At 45.5% G+C, this 15,189-nt stretch carries 22 protein-coding genes; 10 read left to right on the forward strand and 12 right to left on the reverse strand.

Translation table 11 applies throughout. From position 1 onward, the window contains the following. Positions 1-8 precede the first annotated feature (8 nt). The 6 genes from OEU88_RS10805 to OEU88_RS10830 are packed head-to-tail and all read left to right on the forward strand — an operon-like array spanning position 9 to position 1,560. Positions 9-155, forward strand: a complete 147-nt coding sequence (locus OEU88_RS10805; protein WP_262695182.1) for a hypothetical protein — start codon at positions 9-11, stop codon at positions 153-155. Between the two features lie 29 nt (positions 156-184). Continuing rightward, positions 185-583: a cell wall hydrolase gene (locus OEU88_RS10810; protein ID WP_262695183.1), complete on the forward strand. Its 399-nt coding sequence runs from the start codon at positions 185-187 to the stop codon at positions 581-583. Continuing rightward, a complete protein-coding gene (locus OEU88_RS10815; protein WP_262695184.1) occupies positions 583-813 on the forward strand; it encodes a hypothetical protein in 231 nt (76 codons plus the stop codon). Before OEU88_RS10810 ends, OEU88_RS10815 begins: the two co-directional genes overlap by 1 nt. Then, positions 813-938 (forward strand): hypothetical protein, encoded by a 126-nt coding sequence (locus tag OEU88_RS10820; RefSeq protein WP_262695185.1) that lies wholly within the window; start codon positions 813-815, stop codon positions 936-938. Before OEU88_RS10815 ends, OEU88_RS10820 begins: the two co-directional genes overlap by 1 nt. After that, a complete protein-coding gene (locus OEU88_RS10825) occupies positions 935-1,102 on the forward strand; it encodes a hypothetical protein (RefSeq protein ID WP_262695186.1) in 168 nt (55 codons plus the stop codon). The genes OEU88_RS10820 and OEU88_RS10825 overlap by 4 nt, the downstream gene beginning before the upstream one ends. Then, positions 1,102-1,560: a hypothetical protein gene (locus tag OEU88_RS10830; RefSeq protein WP_262695187.1), complete on the forward strand. Its 459-nt coding sequence runs from the start codon at positions 1,102-1,104 to the stop codon at positions 1,558-1,560. The genes OEU88_RS10825 and OEU88_RS10830 overlap by 1 nt, the downstream gene beginning before the upstream one ends. A 389-nt stretch (positions 1,561-1,949) precedes the next feature. Here the strand turns inward: OEU88_RS10830 and OEU88_RS10835 are convergent, their stop codons facing one another. Then, positions 1,950-2,354, reverse strand: coding sequence for a hypothetical protein (locus tag OEU88_RS10835; protein WP_262695188.1), 405 nt, complete (start codon positions 2,352-2,354; stop codon positions 1,950-1,952). Then, positions 2,344-2,601, reverse strand: coding sequence for a hypothetical protein (locus OEU88_RS10840; RefSeq protein ID WP_262695189.1), 258 nt, complete (start codon positions 2,599-2,601; stop codon positions 2,344-2,346). The genes OEU88_RS10835 and OEU88_RS10840 overlap by 11 nt, the downstream gene beginning before the upstream one ends. 116 nt (positions 2,602-2,717) lie before the next feature. On the opposite strand from OEU88_RS10840, the gene OEU88_RS10845 reads away from it, so the two are divergent. Continuing rightward, positions 2,718-3,296 (forward strand): hypothetical protein, encoded by a 579-nt coding sequence (locus OEU88_RS10845; RefSeq protein ID WP_262695190.1) that lies wholly within the window; start codon positions 2,718-2,720, stop codon positions 3,294-3,296. On the opposite strand, the gene OEU88_RS10850 is transcribed toward OEU88_RS10845, so the two are convergent. The 3 genes from OEU88_RS10850 to ctlX all read right to left on the reverse strand — a co-directional run bounded on the left by OEU88_RS10850 (position 3,267) and on the right by ctlX (position 5,563). After that, entirely contained in the window at positions 3,267-4,001 is a 735-nt protein-coding gene (locus OEU88_RS10850) for a DNA adenine methylase (protein WP_262695191.1), read from the reverse strand. The genes OEU88_RS10845 and OEU88_RS10850 overlap by 30 nt on opposite strands. Continuing rightward, entirely contained in the window at positions 3,991-4,494 is a 504-nt protein-coding gene (locus OEU88_RS10855; RefSeq protein WP_262695192.1) for a helix-turn-helix domain-containing protein, read from the reverse strand. The genes OEU88_RS10850 and OEU88_RS10855 overlap by 11 nt, the downstream gene beginning before the upstream one ends. 148 nt (positions 4,495-4,642) lie before the next feature. Continuing rightward, the gene (gene ctlX / locus OEU88_RS10860; RefSeq protein ID WP_262695193.1) at positions 4,643-5,563 is read right to left on the reverse strand and encodes a citrulline utilization hydrolase CtlX; all 921 of its coding nucleotides are present in this window, start codon (positions 5,561-5,563) and stop codon (positions 4,643-4,645) included. Between the two features lie 162 nt (positions 5,564-5,725). Between ctlX and OEU88_RS10865 the strand changes: the two genes are divergently transcribed. Next, a complete protein-coding gene (locus OEU88_RS10865) occupies positions 5,726-6,397 on the forward strand; it encodes an aspartate/glutamate racemase family protein (RefSeq protein ID WP_262695194.1) in 672 nt (223 codons plus the stop codon). Between the two features lie 5 nt (positions 6,398-6,402). Here OEU88_RS10865 and OEU88_RS10870 read toward each other — a convergent pair whose 3' ends face one another. From OEU88_RS10870 to OEU88_RS10880, 3 genes are read right to left on the reverse strand one after another with little or no spacing between them, the layout of a single operon-like run. After that, on the reverse strand, positions 6,403-7,566 hold the full coding sequence (locus OEU88_RS10870; RefSeq protein WP_262695195.1) for an ABC transporter permease: 1,164 nt from the start codon (positions 7,564-7,566) through the stop codon (positions 6,403-6,405). Continuing rightward, positions 7,559-8,500: an ABC transporter ATP-binding protein gene (locus OEU88_RS10875; RefSeq protein ID WP_262695196.1), complete on the reverse strand. Its 942-nt coding sequence runs from the start codon at positions 8,498-8,500 to the stop codon at positions 7,559-7,561. The genes OEU88_RS10870 and OEU88_RS10875 overlap by 8 nt, the downstream gene beginning before the upstream one ends. After that, a complete protein-coding gene (locus OEU88_RS10880; RefSeq protein WP_262695197.1) occupies positions 8,487-9,620 on the reverse strand; it encodes a 3-oxoacyl-ACP synthase III family protein in 1,134 nt (377 codons plus the stop codon). Before OEU88_RS10880 ends, OEU88_RS10875 begins: the two co-directional genes overlap by 14 nt. Before the next feature lie 171 nt (positions 9,621-9,791). On the opposite strand from OEU88_RS10880, the gene OEU88_RS10885 reads away from it, so the two are divergent. Continuing rightward, the gene (locus OEU88_RS10885; protein ID WP_262695198.1) at positions 9,792-11,039 is read left to right on the forward strand and encodes a TIGR03862 family flavoprotein; all 1,248 of its coding nucleotides are present in this window, start codon (positions 9,792-9,794) and stop codon (positions 11,037-11,039) included. A gap of 4 nt (positions 11,040-11,043) precedes the next feature. Continuing rightward, the gene (locus tag OEU88_RS17690) at positions 11,044-11,223 is read left to right on the forward strand and encodes a DUF1289 domain-containing protein (protein WP_394805255.1); all 180 of its coding nucleotides are present in this window, start codon (positions 11,044-11,046) and stop codon (positions 11,221-11,223) included. Between the two features lie 21 nt (positions 11,224-11,244). Here the strand turns inward: OEU88_RS17690 and OEU88_RS10890 are convergent, their stop codons facing one another. Genes OEU88_RS10890 through metG form a run of 4 tightly spaced genes read right to left on the reverse strand, consistent with a single transcriptional unit; the run spans position 11,245 to position 15,187 of the window. Further along, on the reverse strand, positions 11,245-12,015 hold the full coding sequence (locus OEU88_RS10890) for a retropepsin-like aspartic protease family protein (protein WP_262695199.1): 771 nt from the start codon (positions 12,013-12,015) through the stop codon (positions 11,245-11,247). 54 nt (positions 12,016-12,069) lie between these two features. After that, positions 12,070-12,822, reverse strand: coding sequence for an MBL fold metallo-hydrolase (locus OEU88_RS10895; protein ID WP_262695200.1), 753 nt, complete (start codon positions 12,820-12,822; stop codon positions 12,070-12,072). Beyond that, positions 12,819-13,631 carry a TatD family hydrolase gene (locus tag OEU88_RS10900; protein WP_262695201.1) on the reverse strand — a complete coding sequence of 271 codons (813 nt, stop codon included), beginning with the start codon at positions 13,629-13,631 and terminating at the stop codon, positions 12,819-12,821. The genes OEU88_RS10895 and OEU88_RS10900 overlap by 4 nt, the downstream gene beginning before the upstream one ends. A gap of 2 nt (positions 13,632-13,633) precedes the next feature. Further along, positions 13,634-15,187, reverse strand: a complete 1,554-nt coding sequence (gene metG / locus OEU88_RS10905; protein WP_262695202.1) for a methionine--tRNA ligase — start codon at positions 15,185-15,187, stop codon at positions 13,634-13,636. Between the last annotated feature and the right edge of the window lie 2 nt (positions 15,188-15,189).

The raw sequence follows: 15,189 nt of genomic DNA on the forward strand, positions 1-15,189 counted from the left end.
AATGAAGAATGGATATTGAACCACTAGACATTCAAGTTTTTCCAGAAGGTCACGGCCTGTACCCAAACGGCTGCGTTATCGTAACTGATGAAGACGGCACAACAGAATACACGCTTGAAGCATGGCACGCATTGCAGCAATCACAGCCGGAATAGGGCTGATCTTAATCGGAAGGGTTTTGTATATGAACAAGGCTATCGACATTATGGCGCGCACCGCATGGGGCGAAGCACGCGGCGAAGGCCTGACAGGTATGCGCTCCGTTTGCCATGTGATCATGAACCGCGCCGAGCAGGGCGGATGGTGGGGCAACAGCGTTGTTACGGTAGCGCTTAAGCCTGAGCAGTTCAGCGCATGGAACGAGGGCGACCCGAACCGCAACAAGATGCTTGCTGTTGATGATAGCAACCCTGACTTTGCAGCGGCACTTTCAATCGCGGCAAACGTCTATGAAGGCAAATTGCCAGACAATACAGGCGGTGCCACGCACTATCACACCAAGACGGTTAACCCGTTCTGGGCAGAGCCTGACAAAGTAGTCGCAGACATTGGCAATCACATCTTTTATCGGGGGATCGCGTAATGCCTCTTCCTTTGATCATTTGGGGCGGTGTTGCTGCTGTTACGTTTGTTGTTGGTGGTGTTGCAACACTTGCCGTTACAGACACGGTTGACGACTTTGGCCGTGCCGCCGAGAAAACCACCAATCTCGTTAACAGCGTGTCGCGTGTCGCCTTATGGGGTGCCGCTGGCTACTTAGCTTGGGAAAACCGTGACCTTATCGCCAGTGCCGCAAACAAGGTGCTCAAATAATGGAATGGGAAGCCCTCAAACTCTTATCCACTGGCAGCGACATGCTGACCTATTTGGTGCTCTATGTTCTCTGGAAGATGGACCGCCGCCTTGTTGTTGTTGAAAGCGAAAGGAAACCATCATGAGGCGATCATTTGCAAAACGCCGTAACCAGCAGCGCGCTTGCGCTTTGGACCTTCACAGCCTTCCACGCACCGAACTGGATGCTATTGCGCAAGCGAAGGGCATTCCGGTGTCGCCTCGCTGGAAAGACGAAACGGTCATTCGCTATATCAAGGCGGCAAGTTGATGTTGTCGCTATTGGGATCGCTGTTAGGGTTTGGTACTGGCATTGCACCGCGCATTCTTGGCTATTTTGAAAGGCGCCGCGACCAGAAGCATGACCTTGCCATGATGGAACAGCAGCGCGAAAACATGAAGCTGCGCCACGGCAACACGATGGAGCAAACCACCACACAAGGTGAAATAGATGCTTACAAGGCAGCTATGCGCTCCGAGAGCGTGCCAAGTGGCAACAGCAAGGTTGACGCACTCAGGGGCAGCGTGCGGCCTGTGGTGACGTATCTCTATACGCTTATCTTCATCTTTGTTGAGGTTTCATTGTTCTGGATAGCCATGAAGTCTGGCATGGATGCTTTTGAAGCAAGCAAGGTTATCTGGACGCCAGAAGTGCAAGCCACATACGCAAGCATTCTCTCATTCTGGTTTGCATCCAGAACATTCGGCAGCAAAGCAAAAGGAGCCTGACATGGCAGCATCAAAATCACGCACGGCAAAAGGCCGCTTTAAAAAAGGCAGTCTGGCAGCGAAACGAGCAGGACGCAAAGGCGGCAAGGCAGCAGCACGCAAACGAAAACGGCGCTAACTAACAAACTCCTCCCAAGCAACTCAGGCGGTCCGTGTGACCGCCTTTTTTTATCGATCATCGTCAAATGCAGCGTGGGTTGATTCCAGCATCGTCAGAAATGGTGGTAACGGCCACAGTCGTTATTAGAATATTATTCCAGCCGGCATTCAACCTGGTCAAGATCTCGAGATCTAATTTACCACCTTATACGAGAATAAATCGCATTATTGGTGTGTAGTAAAAAACAGATAGGAATAATATTCTAATAGTATCCATTCTAGGCTGTGGTTCACGATTTACGATAAGTGCCGTTATCAAGCATGGGGAACATTTTTTGATGCCAGCCGCCGCATAAGCTCTTGTGCATGTGGTTAAAGCTTTTTCGTGCATCGTAGCATGCTTTTTCAAATCCAGCATATTCACCAGCAGCAACTTCACACCTTTCCAGATACCTTATAGACGACAGAATGGCGCGCTCTGTGCGCTTTGGTGTGCTTTTGGCTGCATAGTCGCGCCCAGCCATAGAAACCAGCACGCGAGCGAGGTCGCGTGCTTCTGTGGCGTTTCTGATCACATAGGGCTGCTTACTACCGTAAATGCGTATCCATTCAGCAATGTGGCCAATACGAGCAGCGTTTTGCATTAAAAGCAGGGGGTCATTTAGGCCAGTATAGATACGGCGTTCATGCATCATTGTGATGCTGTGCAATGGTTGGGGTTTGTGGTGCAGCAGACTGGAAATGTTCGCGGTTGCCCGTGTATCGTTCCTGATGGCTATCAACAAACCGAAGTAGGCTTTGCATGTGAAGGTACTCTGCACCGAACGGGCTAAGGTCTGTCATAGCTTCAATTGCTACATTTCGTGCCGTCCAAACGGCCTTTAGATATTTTTCTTTCAAGAGTGGGCATAGATCGTCGCTGCGTTTTGTTCGTTGTGCCATTGGGGTTTCTCCTGTGCTTTGGGGGGGAGCGGAGAATTGCATAAGAACAAAAAGAGAACAATTGTGTATTTGCTATCGTTTTACGTGTAATTTATGGTGATAAAAAAGGAGCTTTTATGACTGCTCAAAGAACAACACTGATATCACTTTGCATATTATTAATAACGCTTGTTCTTCACGAACCTATGTGCGGTAAAGTCATGCTTTTGGCCACTAATTTGAAAGTAGAGTATGAATATGCACTTAAGGCCTTGATGCTGCTCATAATAGTGAATGGATTGTCCTATGGTTGGCGGTTTTGGATAGAATTTGATGGTAACTCATTTAAAAATCTTCGAGAAAGAGTAAAAAAAGCAAGTACCTCTGCCGATAAGGTGATGGAACTTCACGTAGCTGCAAAAGATGAAGCTAATATATTAGCTATTCGCCTCACAGATCGCTTACCGAAAACAGAACCTCACCGTGATGCCCAGATAAAAGATATTGAAGACATGCGTATTCGCCAACTGGAGTATTTCGACAGAGTAGACAGCCATCTTAATTCTGAGGTGATGACATATAAGGATGCGAGAAGAGTAACTATTGGAAGAAGGTTGCAGGGTAACTACAGGTACATCTTATTTGATTTTGTTGCTCCAGTTTTAGTGTCACTAATAAGCGTAGCTTTAGCAGCTTGGAGGCTCATTATAATTTAGTAAAGCACTCAACACTGCCTTGCGTTCAAGTTCCTCCATGTTTGCTAACTTAGCTTTCCACCTCAAAGCTTTACGTTTAATGCGCTCACGCTCCCGGAAACCATCACCCAAATACTGATAATCGTGAAGGGCAGTGGGTGGCGGAAAGTTAAACCACAAGCATTCTGTGCGCGGTCCGCCGCGTGTGCAGCCTGTAAAGGTCACACAGTGCCAATCATGCAGCATATCGCCGTATAAGGCGTTCTCGTAGCTTGACACCATCACCATGCACGGCAGACGCCTGACAAGCGTTAAAAACGCCTCGTGGTCACTGTCAGACCATTCTTGCTTGTACAGGTCACGCTGACAGCTTCTTGTATCAAACGGATAAGGCGGGTCGGCATACACCAGCTCACGGCCTGTAAAGTTGAACTCACGTAGAAACTGGACACCATCACCAATCAGGTAGCGAATATCATCACGTTTGATCAGATTTTCTTTCAGCGCCACAATTGCTGCAGCATCGCTATCTATGACGATGTTAGATCCGGCAGGACGTTTACGTTTGAGGATAGCACCGCCACCAACAAAGCATTCGATATAGGTATCATGCGGCGGCTGATTATTGATAATAGTCTGATACACGCCCATGCCATTTTTGCCGCCCGGATAGCTGGTGCGGGAAGGGCGCTTTGGTGCAATCAAGTCTTCAATATCAGTCTGCATTATTACCTTGTTTCTGGATAAAATCACGGATTATGCGCCTTACCTGACGATCAGATAATGACACGATGTCCGCTATTTCCATATCGGTACTACCGGACTTGTAAAGGCTGATAATCTCGGCGTTTCGTGCCTCTTTTGCCTTGGCCTCTAACGCCTTCATTTCCTTGAGCCAATGGCGGTGAATTGTCTCTCGCGGTATGCCGTGTTCGTCCGCTACAACTTGCGCCGCAGTATCAAAATCAAGACCTTGTTGCAGCTTATCCAAAACGCGAATAGGGCTTCTTGCAATACCTCTATTCATACTTTTAGCGTGGCGTTTAATTGCTTGATAACGTTGCCATATTTTATGTCGCTTACGTAAGGTAAGTGCTGCATCTTCAAAGAAACGTGCGGTTATTAAAGTTGCCTCGTCTGGAACCCTGTGAAGGTTCATTACAAGTTGCTCACCATCATGTGCATTATTAACAAACGGCATCTCAGGAATAGTCTTCATACAGCCCCCAAATCTTCGTATTAAGATTGAGTAGCGTACAAATTAAAGGAGAGAGCGTCCAGAAGACGCTTTTTTAACCCTTTGATATATCGCCGTATTCTAGTTGCTATTATATTCGCATAATTTATATTATGGGAAATAAATATCCTTAATTAAAATGTATACCAGCAATCATGCAGCGTATTGAGCCGCCAGCCATCTCAATTGCGCTAACATCAATCGGCACTATCACTGTCGTCTGCTCAATAAGTCGAATTTGATCACGCTCAAGCGCATCATATGCGGTTTGTGACAAGACAAGAATATTCCCGCGCGCTGCAGATAGCTCTATAGCATTACCTGCGAATGAATGTACTTGTTGCGACGTTAAAGGAATTACCTCTCTGCCAGAAGCTTTAAGCTTTTCTGCAACCATTTGGCGCTCATCTGCATCACTGATCATTTCAAGGCCAATCATCGCGAAATGTGAAGCGACACACATCATGACATTAGTATGGTACACAGGCACACCATTACTGTCACAGGCATCAAACATCACCGACTGGTATCCTAAATCATTACAAAACTGCTTGAATAACTCACTGTGCGCACGGTGTGATCGCACGGCATAAGCAATTCTTGCTTCATGATCCAGTACCATGGCGCCTGTGCCTTCCAAGTAGAGGCCGTTGTTTTCATGCGCCGTATAATCAAGTACGCGACCAACATTATATGTCATTCTGAGCGCTTCGATTATGTCGTTTCTACGCTCAAGGCGGCGGTTTTCGACATACATGGGATAAATAACGACCGTACCGTCATCATGTGTGGAAAACCAATTGTTAGGGAAAACAGAATCCGGTGTTCTTGTAGTTATATCATCAAAAAGGTGAACAGTTACACCCTGCTCTCGCAGAATATCTGCAGCTTGAGTAACCTGTTCGTATGCTTTCTTGGCAATAGCCACTTTCTCAGCGTCATTGATTAATATCTGAAACATATTATCAGCTGCAGTTTGCGGATTGGGTGTAAAGAAAGTTGGCCGCACCATCACTATAGCATTTGGAGATTGTCGATTGTTTTTATTCATAAATATCCATTTACACACCAAGTAAAACCATAGAAAGAAAAGGAAAAGTATCGAAACACATCACAAAACACTGTTCAACAATGAACTGCACGGCCTGTATGATACATAAAACGTTAACATTGTGCATTTTGGGCACGCAAACATTAATGAACAGGTATTGTCATGCACCTTGGACTTATTGGCGGGATTGGGCCCGCTGCAACTGAATTTTATTACCGTAATCTTGTTAAAACCCATAAAGATGCTGGCGCAAAGTTGGAGCTAACCATTTGCCACGCAGAAACGGATATATTAATTAATAACATGATCGCAGGAAAAAATGATGCTCAAGCAGATGTTTTCCTTACTTATGTTGATCGCATGAAATCAGCAGGATGTGACGCAGTTGCCGTTACTTCAATGGCTGGTCATTTTTGTATCAACGAATTGATTGAGCGCTCTCCTCTGCCGGTTATTAATGCGATCCCTGCCCTTGATGCGCATTTTATATCTAAAGAGGTTCGAACCATTGGCATTCTTGGCTCCGGGACAGTAATGAAAACGCATGTATACGGCGGCATTCCATCAGTCGATGTGATTTTACCGCAAGGTGAGGATTTCGAAAAAGTCAGTACCGAATACATGAATATGGCACGTGCAGGCCACGCAACCGCTGAACAACGCACGTACATGTTTGATATTGGGAAACAAATGCACACCCATTATGGTGCGGATGCCGTTTTACTTGGTGGCACGGATCTATTTTTGGCCTTCGATGGGCAAAGTCCAGGTTTTCCAGTTATTGACGCTGCTCTTGTTCATGTTGATGCGCTATTTAAGCAATCAACGCTTTGATAAGACTATATTAAACGACGCCGATATAAAGGTATAACGCATAACATTATAATGGCTGTGAACGTTAAAATAGGCAGCAGGTTTAGGTAAACATCGTTTACCTCTGCACCTTTTAGCAAAATATTTCTCGAGAACCTGACAAAATGAGTTAATGGCAGAACATTTCCGATGTATTGCGCCCATTCAGGCATTCCTGAAAATGGAAACATAAAGCCTGACAACAGCATAGACGGCAGATAAAACGCAACAGCCGATTGCAGCGCCTGTAATTGACTGGACACACATGCCGAAATGACAAAACCAAGCACCAAATGCGCAAATGACAGGATTAGTCCACCTACTAAAAACAACATTAAAGAGCCAACAACTGGTAACTGGAATAAGATATGACAGGCCGCAAGAGCCAACAACAATTGGATCAATGCAATAATCAGATACGGTGCAAGCTTACCAGCAAGCACTTCAAACTTGCCAACTGGCATAATCATAAGGGCTTCCCATGTGCCCTGCTCTCGCTCTCTCACCAACGTTAAAGCACCTAGCAACAACATACTTATCATTACAATTACCCCCATTAACGCAGGCAGAATTGTCCATGATGTATGCATTTCCGGATTATACAGCCATATTCTACGAATAGACTCGTATCCACTAATCACCGCACTTTCAGGCGCGCTTTTGTTCATCACCTGTAGGAATAAGCTGCGCTCTAAAGCAGCCAATGCCGGTGCAATTGCATTCACATTGGCACCATCAGCATAAACATTTGTAATCACGTCACTATTCGTATTGCCAGAAGCCGTAACTTCATCATTCTCCAACTCATCAAAAATACGAGAAGCATCAGCAAGCTCAATCGCGACATCCACATTACCGCTTTCAAGCAAAAATTTAGCCTCGCCGGACGTAATACTTTGTATAACGTCATTAAAATATCCTGATTTATCAGCAGCCTCTACGATGCGTATCTGCGCACTTGGCGTGCCGCCAGCAACAGCCAGGCGTACATTCTTGGCGTCCAAGTTAATGGCATATCCAAATAAAATAACCTGCAAAGCCGGTACCAGCACAACGAGCGAAAAACTGGTTCTATCTCTCAGGATACGGTATATTTCTACCGTCGCAACTGCGATAACTCGCTTTACTGTTTTCCAAATGCGGTCAAACATAATCATATTCGGCTTTTAACTTTTGCCGCAGTATGAGCATAGTGCTTGCATCAACCAAAGTGGGCTCCAGCTCCACAATGTTAGCATCAAGCCCTTTTACAGCAGTCATAAAGTCACTGCGATTACTGCGCGCTAAGACAATGCGTACATTCTCATATTCGCGAGTAATCGAATATGTAACACTTCGATCATCTAAAACATCAGCAATGCTGCTTAATATATTGCTTTTAAATAAGTATGTACATGAATCAGAAGATTGAACAGCTTCTTTTGGAGTACCTGAAGCCAATAGTTTACCATCCGATAAAAACAACACATTGCTACATTGTGATGCTTCATTCAGATCATGCGTTGATATCACAATTCCGGTACCCGTTTTCGCCAACTCGTCGATATGTTGCCAAACCAATTGACGGGCATACGCGTCAAGACCAGCTGTAGGCTCATCCAAAAGCAAAAGTTTAGGCTGAGGCAAAACCGATGCAGCGAGCTGTAGTATTCGCGCCCATCCGCCTGACAAGTGCATTGCTCGGGTGTTTACATATGCTTCCAGACCAAATTGTTGAAGCAACGCATCAATAACAGCTTGTGGTTGCTCAATACCATACATATCCGCACGAAACTTTAAGTTCTCTCGAACTGTAAGCTCACCGTACATACTGAAACCTTGCGCCATATAGGCAATCTCTCTACCTGCTTTGTCAGCGTTTTCAGGTAAATTCTTGCCCAACACACTTAATTTGCCACCAGTGTGCGGAATCAGGCCAGTAATTATACGTAAAATTGTTGTTTTTCCGCCGCCATTCGCACCTAAAAGGCCAAGTACTTCTCCAGCTTTCACACTAAAAGAAAGCGGATGTAGAACAGTGTTTTTGCCATATGATTTGCTAATGTTCTTGGCTTCAACAAGCATTTGCAGCTCACTTTGCAACATAAGGGCCCTGCTTACCGTGCGTGTATAAAAAGCCACCAAACATATATTTAGTTGCTTCAGCGCCAAGCGTTAGAAGCTTTTCACCGCATTGCATACTGTTGCGCATTGATGAAAATGCGAGCCAAATAGCTGCTGAACCAGTATTTCCAACTGTATCGGCGTTCACAACAACTTTGCTTTGCGGTACACCTAGATGTTGTTCCATCAAAATACCCATCAGACCATTCGCCTGATGCGGAAGAATATAGTCCATATTATCCACAGATAAGCCACACTGCGCCGCAGCTTTCAAACCCGCCATAAACAACTCCGGTCCATTTGTACGCACATCTGCAAATGCATGGGAAAATTCAGGCATACCTGTTGGGGACACTGGCTGGTTTGATCCGCCGCTATCCAAACTAAAGCCAGGCTCACGCTGAAGCCCGATTTGACCGTAAAAATTTTTGCTAAGTGTTCCTGTGCTTTTTGCTGCTTTGTTATATTTACTGCCAGCCGGGCATAATATAATCGCTGCTGCTGCATCCCCCATTTGAACCATGTTCACAAGTTGACCACTGTCGTCTTTTAAACGGTCAGGATTAAAGAATACGGATCCGGTTTCTGAACCCACAATAGCAACAGGTTTGGCATCAGGATTAGACAAAAGCCCTTCAGCAATAACCAATGCATTAGCAAACCCAGTGCAAGCCTGTCTCAGCTCCATATGAGGACCGCTAAACGCTAAGTTATCCGCTACGAAGGATATATTGGACGGTACCGGCATCGCAGGGGTCGCTGTATGACCAATTAAATACCCGAGATCATCAACATTCAGGCCAGCGTCAGCAAGTGCTGCACGTACAGCGTCTGCTGCAAGCTCCGGGTTGCGATGACCCACACGTGGCGCTTCACACTGTGTCAACAAATCCCGGCTCAGAAATCGTTGCTGTATATTCAGCTTTTTTGCATAAACCCTGCCACGATGAGCAACATCAACATCAAATGTACTATCGATATGTGCAAGCAACTCCTCAGTGGAAATGGCCTGGCCGGGCAGACAGGCCCCTGTCCCTAGAACCGTTAAATCTGTGCTGCCTTGCCAAAACGGCACTTCTTTTTCTGCATGTGCATCAAACATGTTTTATATCGCCTTAACCACCTAAACTAAGAACGACATAAACAAGAATTCGCGCCATGAGATACTCAAGGCCTGACAAATGTTCGTGACCAACGGGTGATCAATTTTTATGGAACAGGTTGCCCAAGGAAACTACGGCGCGTAAAAGCAAGTTCTAAAAGGGAAACTTCATTGAATTCAGAGCAACATAATTGTGATATTGCTATTATAGGCGGCGGGCCTGCCGGCCTTTCGGCGGCTGAAATAGCAGCAACTGCCGGACTTAAAGTGCATATTTATGAGCGGATGCCCACACCTGCGCGCAAGTTTTTAATGGCAGGCAAGTCTGGTCTCAATATCACTCATAGCGAAAATTATAACGATTTTACATCGCGATACGGAACGGCACAAAAATGGATCCAGCCTGCACTCGATAAACTTACCCCCCAAGATATAACGTCATGGATGCATGAACTTGGTATAGACCCGTTTACCGGATCATCAGGACGCATATTTCCAAAAACAATGAAAGCCTCCCCACTTTTGAGAAACTGGTTATCAAAACTCGATGCGTTAGGCGTAAAACTATACACACGCCACACTTGGACTGGATGGAAAAATTCCGCGCAACTGTGTTTCTCGACGCCAGATAACAAACTACACGTCAACGCAAAAGCAACAATCCTGGCGCTTGGGGGGACAAGCTGGCCAAAACTTGGTTCCGTTGGGGAATGGACGAATTTATTAACTGAAAGAAATGTATCACTCAGTCCTTTTGAACCCACGAATTGCGGTTTTAATGTAGGTTGGAGTGACCATTTCAAAACACGATTTGCTGGCAGCCCTGTCAAGAATGTGATGACCCATTGTGGTAACACTCTCAGAAAAGGAGATTTTGTTATCACCGCAAACGGCGTGGAAGGAAGCCTGATTTACACCGTTTCATCCGCACTTCGAGAACAACTGAAAAAAGATGAACCAGCAAGTTTAACAATTGACCTTGCACCGGACTATTCCTCGGAAAGACTAATAGAGAGGCTAAAACACCCTCGCGGCAAACACTCTATCAGCAACCATATCCGCAAACGTATCGGTATTGACGGCGTCAAACTCGGTTTATTATACGAGTTTGCATCTGCTGAAGCGATGAAAATACCAGCAAAACTTGTTGAAAATATCAAGGCATTATCAATCACAATCGATAGCCCTCGACCAATAGAAGAGGCAATTAGCGTTGCTGGAGGCGTGAAATCCACAGCCTTGAATGGTGACTTAATGATAGACGCCCTGCCCGGTGTCTTTAGCGCAGGTGAAATGAATGACTGGGAAGCACCAACCGGTGGGTATTTGTTATCAGCGTGTCTTGCACAAGGGCATCAGGCGGCACGAGGTGCCATTGAGTGGGTAAATAATCCTGCTAATAATAGGGTATGTACGTAACAACATGACGCAAGGAACAAAAGAAATCGTTAGCCCTTGTCGCAACGTATGTAAGCTAGATACTACACAAACGCTATGTATCGGCTGTTATCGCTTAGTTAGTGAAATTGGTGAGTGGTCAGAAGCGAGTAATGAGAGAAAGCACGAAATTCTTATGTCATCTAAGAAAAGACAATATAAATAGAAACTTAACAGTATTTTGAGATCAAGGCCTCAAAATTAACGTATCACCTCTAAATTCAACACTGGTGAACTTATTCAACATTGTCATGCCAAACAGTGAGCCCTGCATCTCTGCACCGTTGACAGTTACAGGTACATCAAAATACTTCCGATCCCCTACTCCAACAACAGAAACAGTTGACCGCGCAAATGGCACAGATCCATTTGCAGTTTCAGCACGTCCATTAAACTCTAGTATACCAGAATGAAGTCCAACCGCACTCGCATCGTCTGGACTCAACACAATATTGGAAGCGCCTGTATCAACCATCAGCTTAATCGGAACACCGTTAAAGCTTGCCCTTAGCCAAAAGTGCCCATCATTGCCGCGCCTTACAACCAGCGCGTCACCACTAGTAACAACCCCGGCAGGGTCTACAGCAGACATAAAGCGTTCGCTAAAATCGGACCGATATAAGTAAAACCCTGATATTGAAGCGATAATGATAATCCAGACACCCATTACCTTAACAAGGCGCAAAATGCTTGATCTGCTCCAAAACGCAGCAGCACCGCCAAAAATAAACATAATGACGATAGCTTTAACAAGATACGGGTCAATGAAACCTGAAGCTGGAAACGCTAACGCCAATCCAATGATCAACAACAGCATACCAATGATGAAAGCTAGTGCACGCGTGAGTGGACTAGTGTGACCGCTGTAATTGGACCGCAGAGGCTTACCATCAAGATCATGGGTGATCTTGTGTTTTTCAGGGTCATAATCTGGTACACGCCACGGCTCTTGTGCCATTTTTGTCTCCGGCGGACGAATTCGCTGTCTTTGTCAGCTTTATTGTTACGCCATTTAAAGGTCTATGACCATCCCATCATATGCAGGCACCACACCTTTTGGCAATTCTTGACGCAGTGTTTCATAGTCCATATCCCAAGTCATATGAGTCAAAATCGCGCGCTCAGGCTGCACTTTCTCAATCCAATCAAGAGTTTGCGCTAAATGAGAATGTGTAGGATGAGGTTCATAACGCAATGCATCAACAACCCACACCTTAACACCGCTAAGTGCCTGAAAAGCCGTTTCAGGCATGCGGTTTAAGTCAGTTGAGTACGCTATATCGCCGAATCGATAACCTAAACTTATGCCATTGCCGTGGCCTTGCTCAAACGGGATAACCTTAATTGATCCAACCTTCTTCGAACTTTCGATCACACCTGCATGGCATATTGCAGGATAGCCATCCTGACTTCTAAAAACATAATCAAACCGACGCTTAAGCAAATCAATCGTTTGTGCATCACCGTAAACAGGTACCGGCGATCGTGTGCTATGGAAAAACCCGCGCAAATCGTCAATACCATGCGTATGGTCTGCATGGTCATGCGTATAAAACACCGCATCAAGTTTTTTAACCTTCGCAGCGAGCATCTGCTCCCGAAGGTCAGGCGTTGTGTCGATAAGTAACGTCGTATCAGTATCTTCAACTAATACGCTAGCTCTACGGCGCCGGTTTTTAGGATTGGATGGGTCACACACGCCCCAGTATTCGGGCATTTTAGGAACGCCACCAGACGTACCACATCCAAGAATAGTCAGTTTCACGCTGCAACCTCACGCACTGGCGGAACAGCCTTATTGAATAAATCAAAGAAGTTCTGACTGGTTTTTTGCTGCAATTCTTCAAACGGCACGCTCTTAAGGTCAGCAACAAAGCGAGCAGTATCCATCACAAATGCAGGCTCACATGTTTTCCCGCGATTAGGCACAGGTGCCAAAAACGGTGCATCTGTTTCAACAAGCAAACGGTCAAGAGGTATTGTTTTCACTGTATCTTGCAAGTTTTTTGCGCTTTTGAACGTCGCAATACCAGAAATCGAAATGTAAAACCCTAACTCCAAAACAGCATCAGCCAACATCTGGCTAGCCGTAAAGCAGTGTATTACCCCGGGAAAAGGCCCTTTCGTCATTTCTTCCCGCAGGACAGACACACAATCCTCGTCCGCATCCCTCGTGTGTACAATAACAGGCAAACCTGTCTCACGAGATGCCGCTATGTGCGCTTTGAAATTAACCATCTGCATATCACGCGGGGCATTATCGTAATAATAATCCAGGCCTGTTTCGCCAATACCAACAATTTTGGGATGTTTTGCTCGGCTCAGTAGCGCATCAAGCGCTACATCCGGTTCATTTTCGGCTTCATGCGGATGGATACCGACAGAGCCATAAACATCAGAATATGTTTCAATAATATCAATAATTTCCTGATATTCTTTCAGCTTAGTATTGATAGCGAGCATACACCCCACACCTGCTACACGGGCGCGTTCAACAACAGCTGCTTGCTCTTCCTTCAAACCTTTATAGTTTAAATGACAATGACTATCGACGATGTAACCGTATTCAGTCATGCTTATGCACTTTCTTCCGCGTCCAATTCAAGGCGCGGGAATACCCCTACCGGCTTATCAATCACTGTTCCGGATGCAAGTCTTCCTGTCGCTCCGAGTGCGGTAAATGCACGGTCTTCAATCTTCAATTGATCAAGTACCTTACATGCAGATTCAGGCATAATTGGCTGCATCAAAATGGCTAATTGCCTTATAACTTCCGCCAAAACGTAAAGAACCGTATACATTCTGTCAGGGTCAGTTTTCTTTAATTTCCAAGGTTCCTGCGATGAAATATATGTGTCCGCAGCAGCTGACTGCTTCCATATTGCATCGAACGCCCGATTAAATGCCTGCATATCTATATGCTTGCGCACTTCATCAAGTAAACTATCAATATTATTTAATAGCTCACTGTCTTCATTAGATAAAATACCGGGGTGAGGAATTGATCCATCACAATTTTTAAAGATCATCGCTAAAGTACGCTGACTTAAGTTGCCCATTCCATTTGCGAGATCAGCATTGCAACGAGCAATAAAAGCACTGCGCGAAAAGTCACCATCATTGCCAAATGGCACTTCCCGCAGCATGAAGAAACGCACGGCATCTAGGCCATAACTTTCAATCAATTCAAATGGGTCAATAACATTACCAAGAGACTTTGATATTTTCTGACCTTCGTTTGTCCACCACCCGTGAGCAAAAACACGCTTTGGAAGCGGTAGCTCTGCAGCCATCAAGAATGCGGGCCAATACACAGCATGAAACCTCAGAATATCTTTGCCAACCATATGTACATCAGCAGGCCAAAAATCCTTGTATGCTTGCCCTGCTTCATCAGGATACCCAATGGCTGTAAGATAGTTCGTGAGCGCATCAATCCAGACATACATGATATGACCATCAGCATCTGGAACAGGCACACCCCAATTGAATGTCGTCCGAGAGATAGATAAGTCCTGCAGACCACCAGCAACAAAGCTGCGCACCTCGTTCAGCCGTGATTTTGGCATCACGAAATCTGTTTGGCTGTCATACAGTTCAAGCAGCCTATCTTCAAAGGCTGACAGTTTAAAAAAGTAGCTAGGCTCTTCAACCCATTCAACCGCAGCGCCAGTGGGAGCTAACTTTGCACCACCCTCACCTTCCATCAGTTCCGATTCAGCATAAAAAGCTTCATCGCGTACAGAATACCAGCCTGCGTAGTTATCAGCGTAAATATAGCCTTTTTCTTCAAGCACACGCCAAAGGTGTTGAACCGCTAGTTTATGCCTTGGCTCCGTTGTACGAATAAATTGATCATTGGAAAAATTCATCGCCTGAGCCAGATCATTAAAGCGCGCAGACACCTTGTCGCAGAAAGCTTGAGGGTCAACGCCTGCCGCTTCAGCAGATTTCTCAACTTTCTGGCCATGCTCGTCTGTTCCGGTCAGGAACATGACGTTATACCCATCCAACCGCTTAAAACGTGCCAGCACGTCACAGGCAAGCGTTGTGTATGCATGTCCAATATGAGGCACGTCATTCACGTAATAAATTGGCGTCGTGACATAGAAAGAAGGGCGTTCGCTCATAA

Origin of the sequence: Kordiimonas aquimaris (genome assembly GCF_025574485.1) — a bacterium.
Classification (GTDB): Bacteria; Pseudomonadota; Alphaproteobacteria; order Sphingomonadales; family Kordiimonadaceae; genus Kordiimonas; species Kordiimonas aquimaris.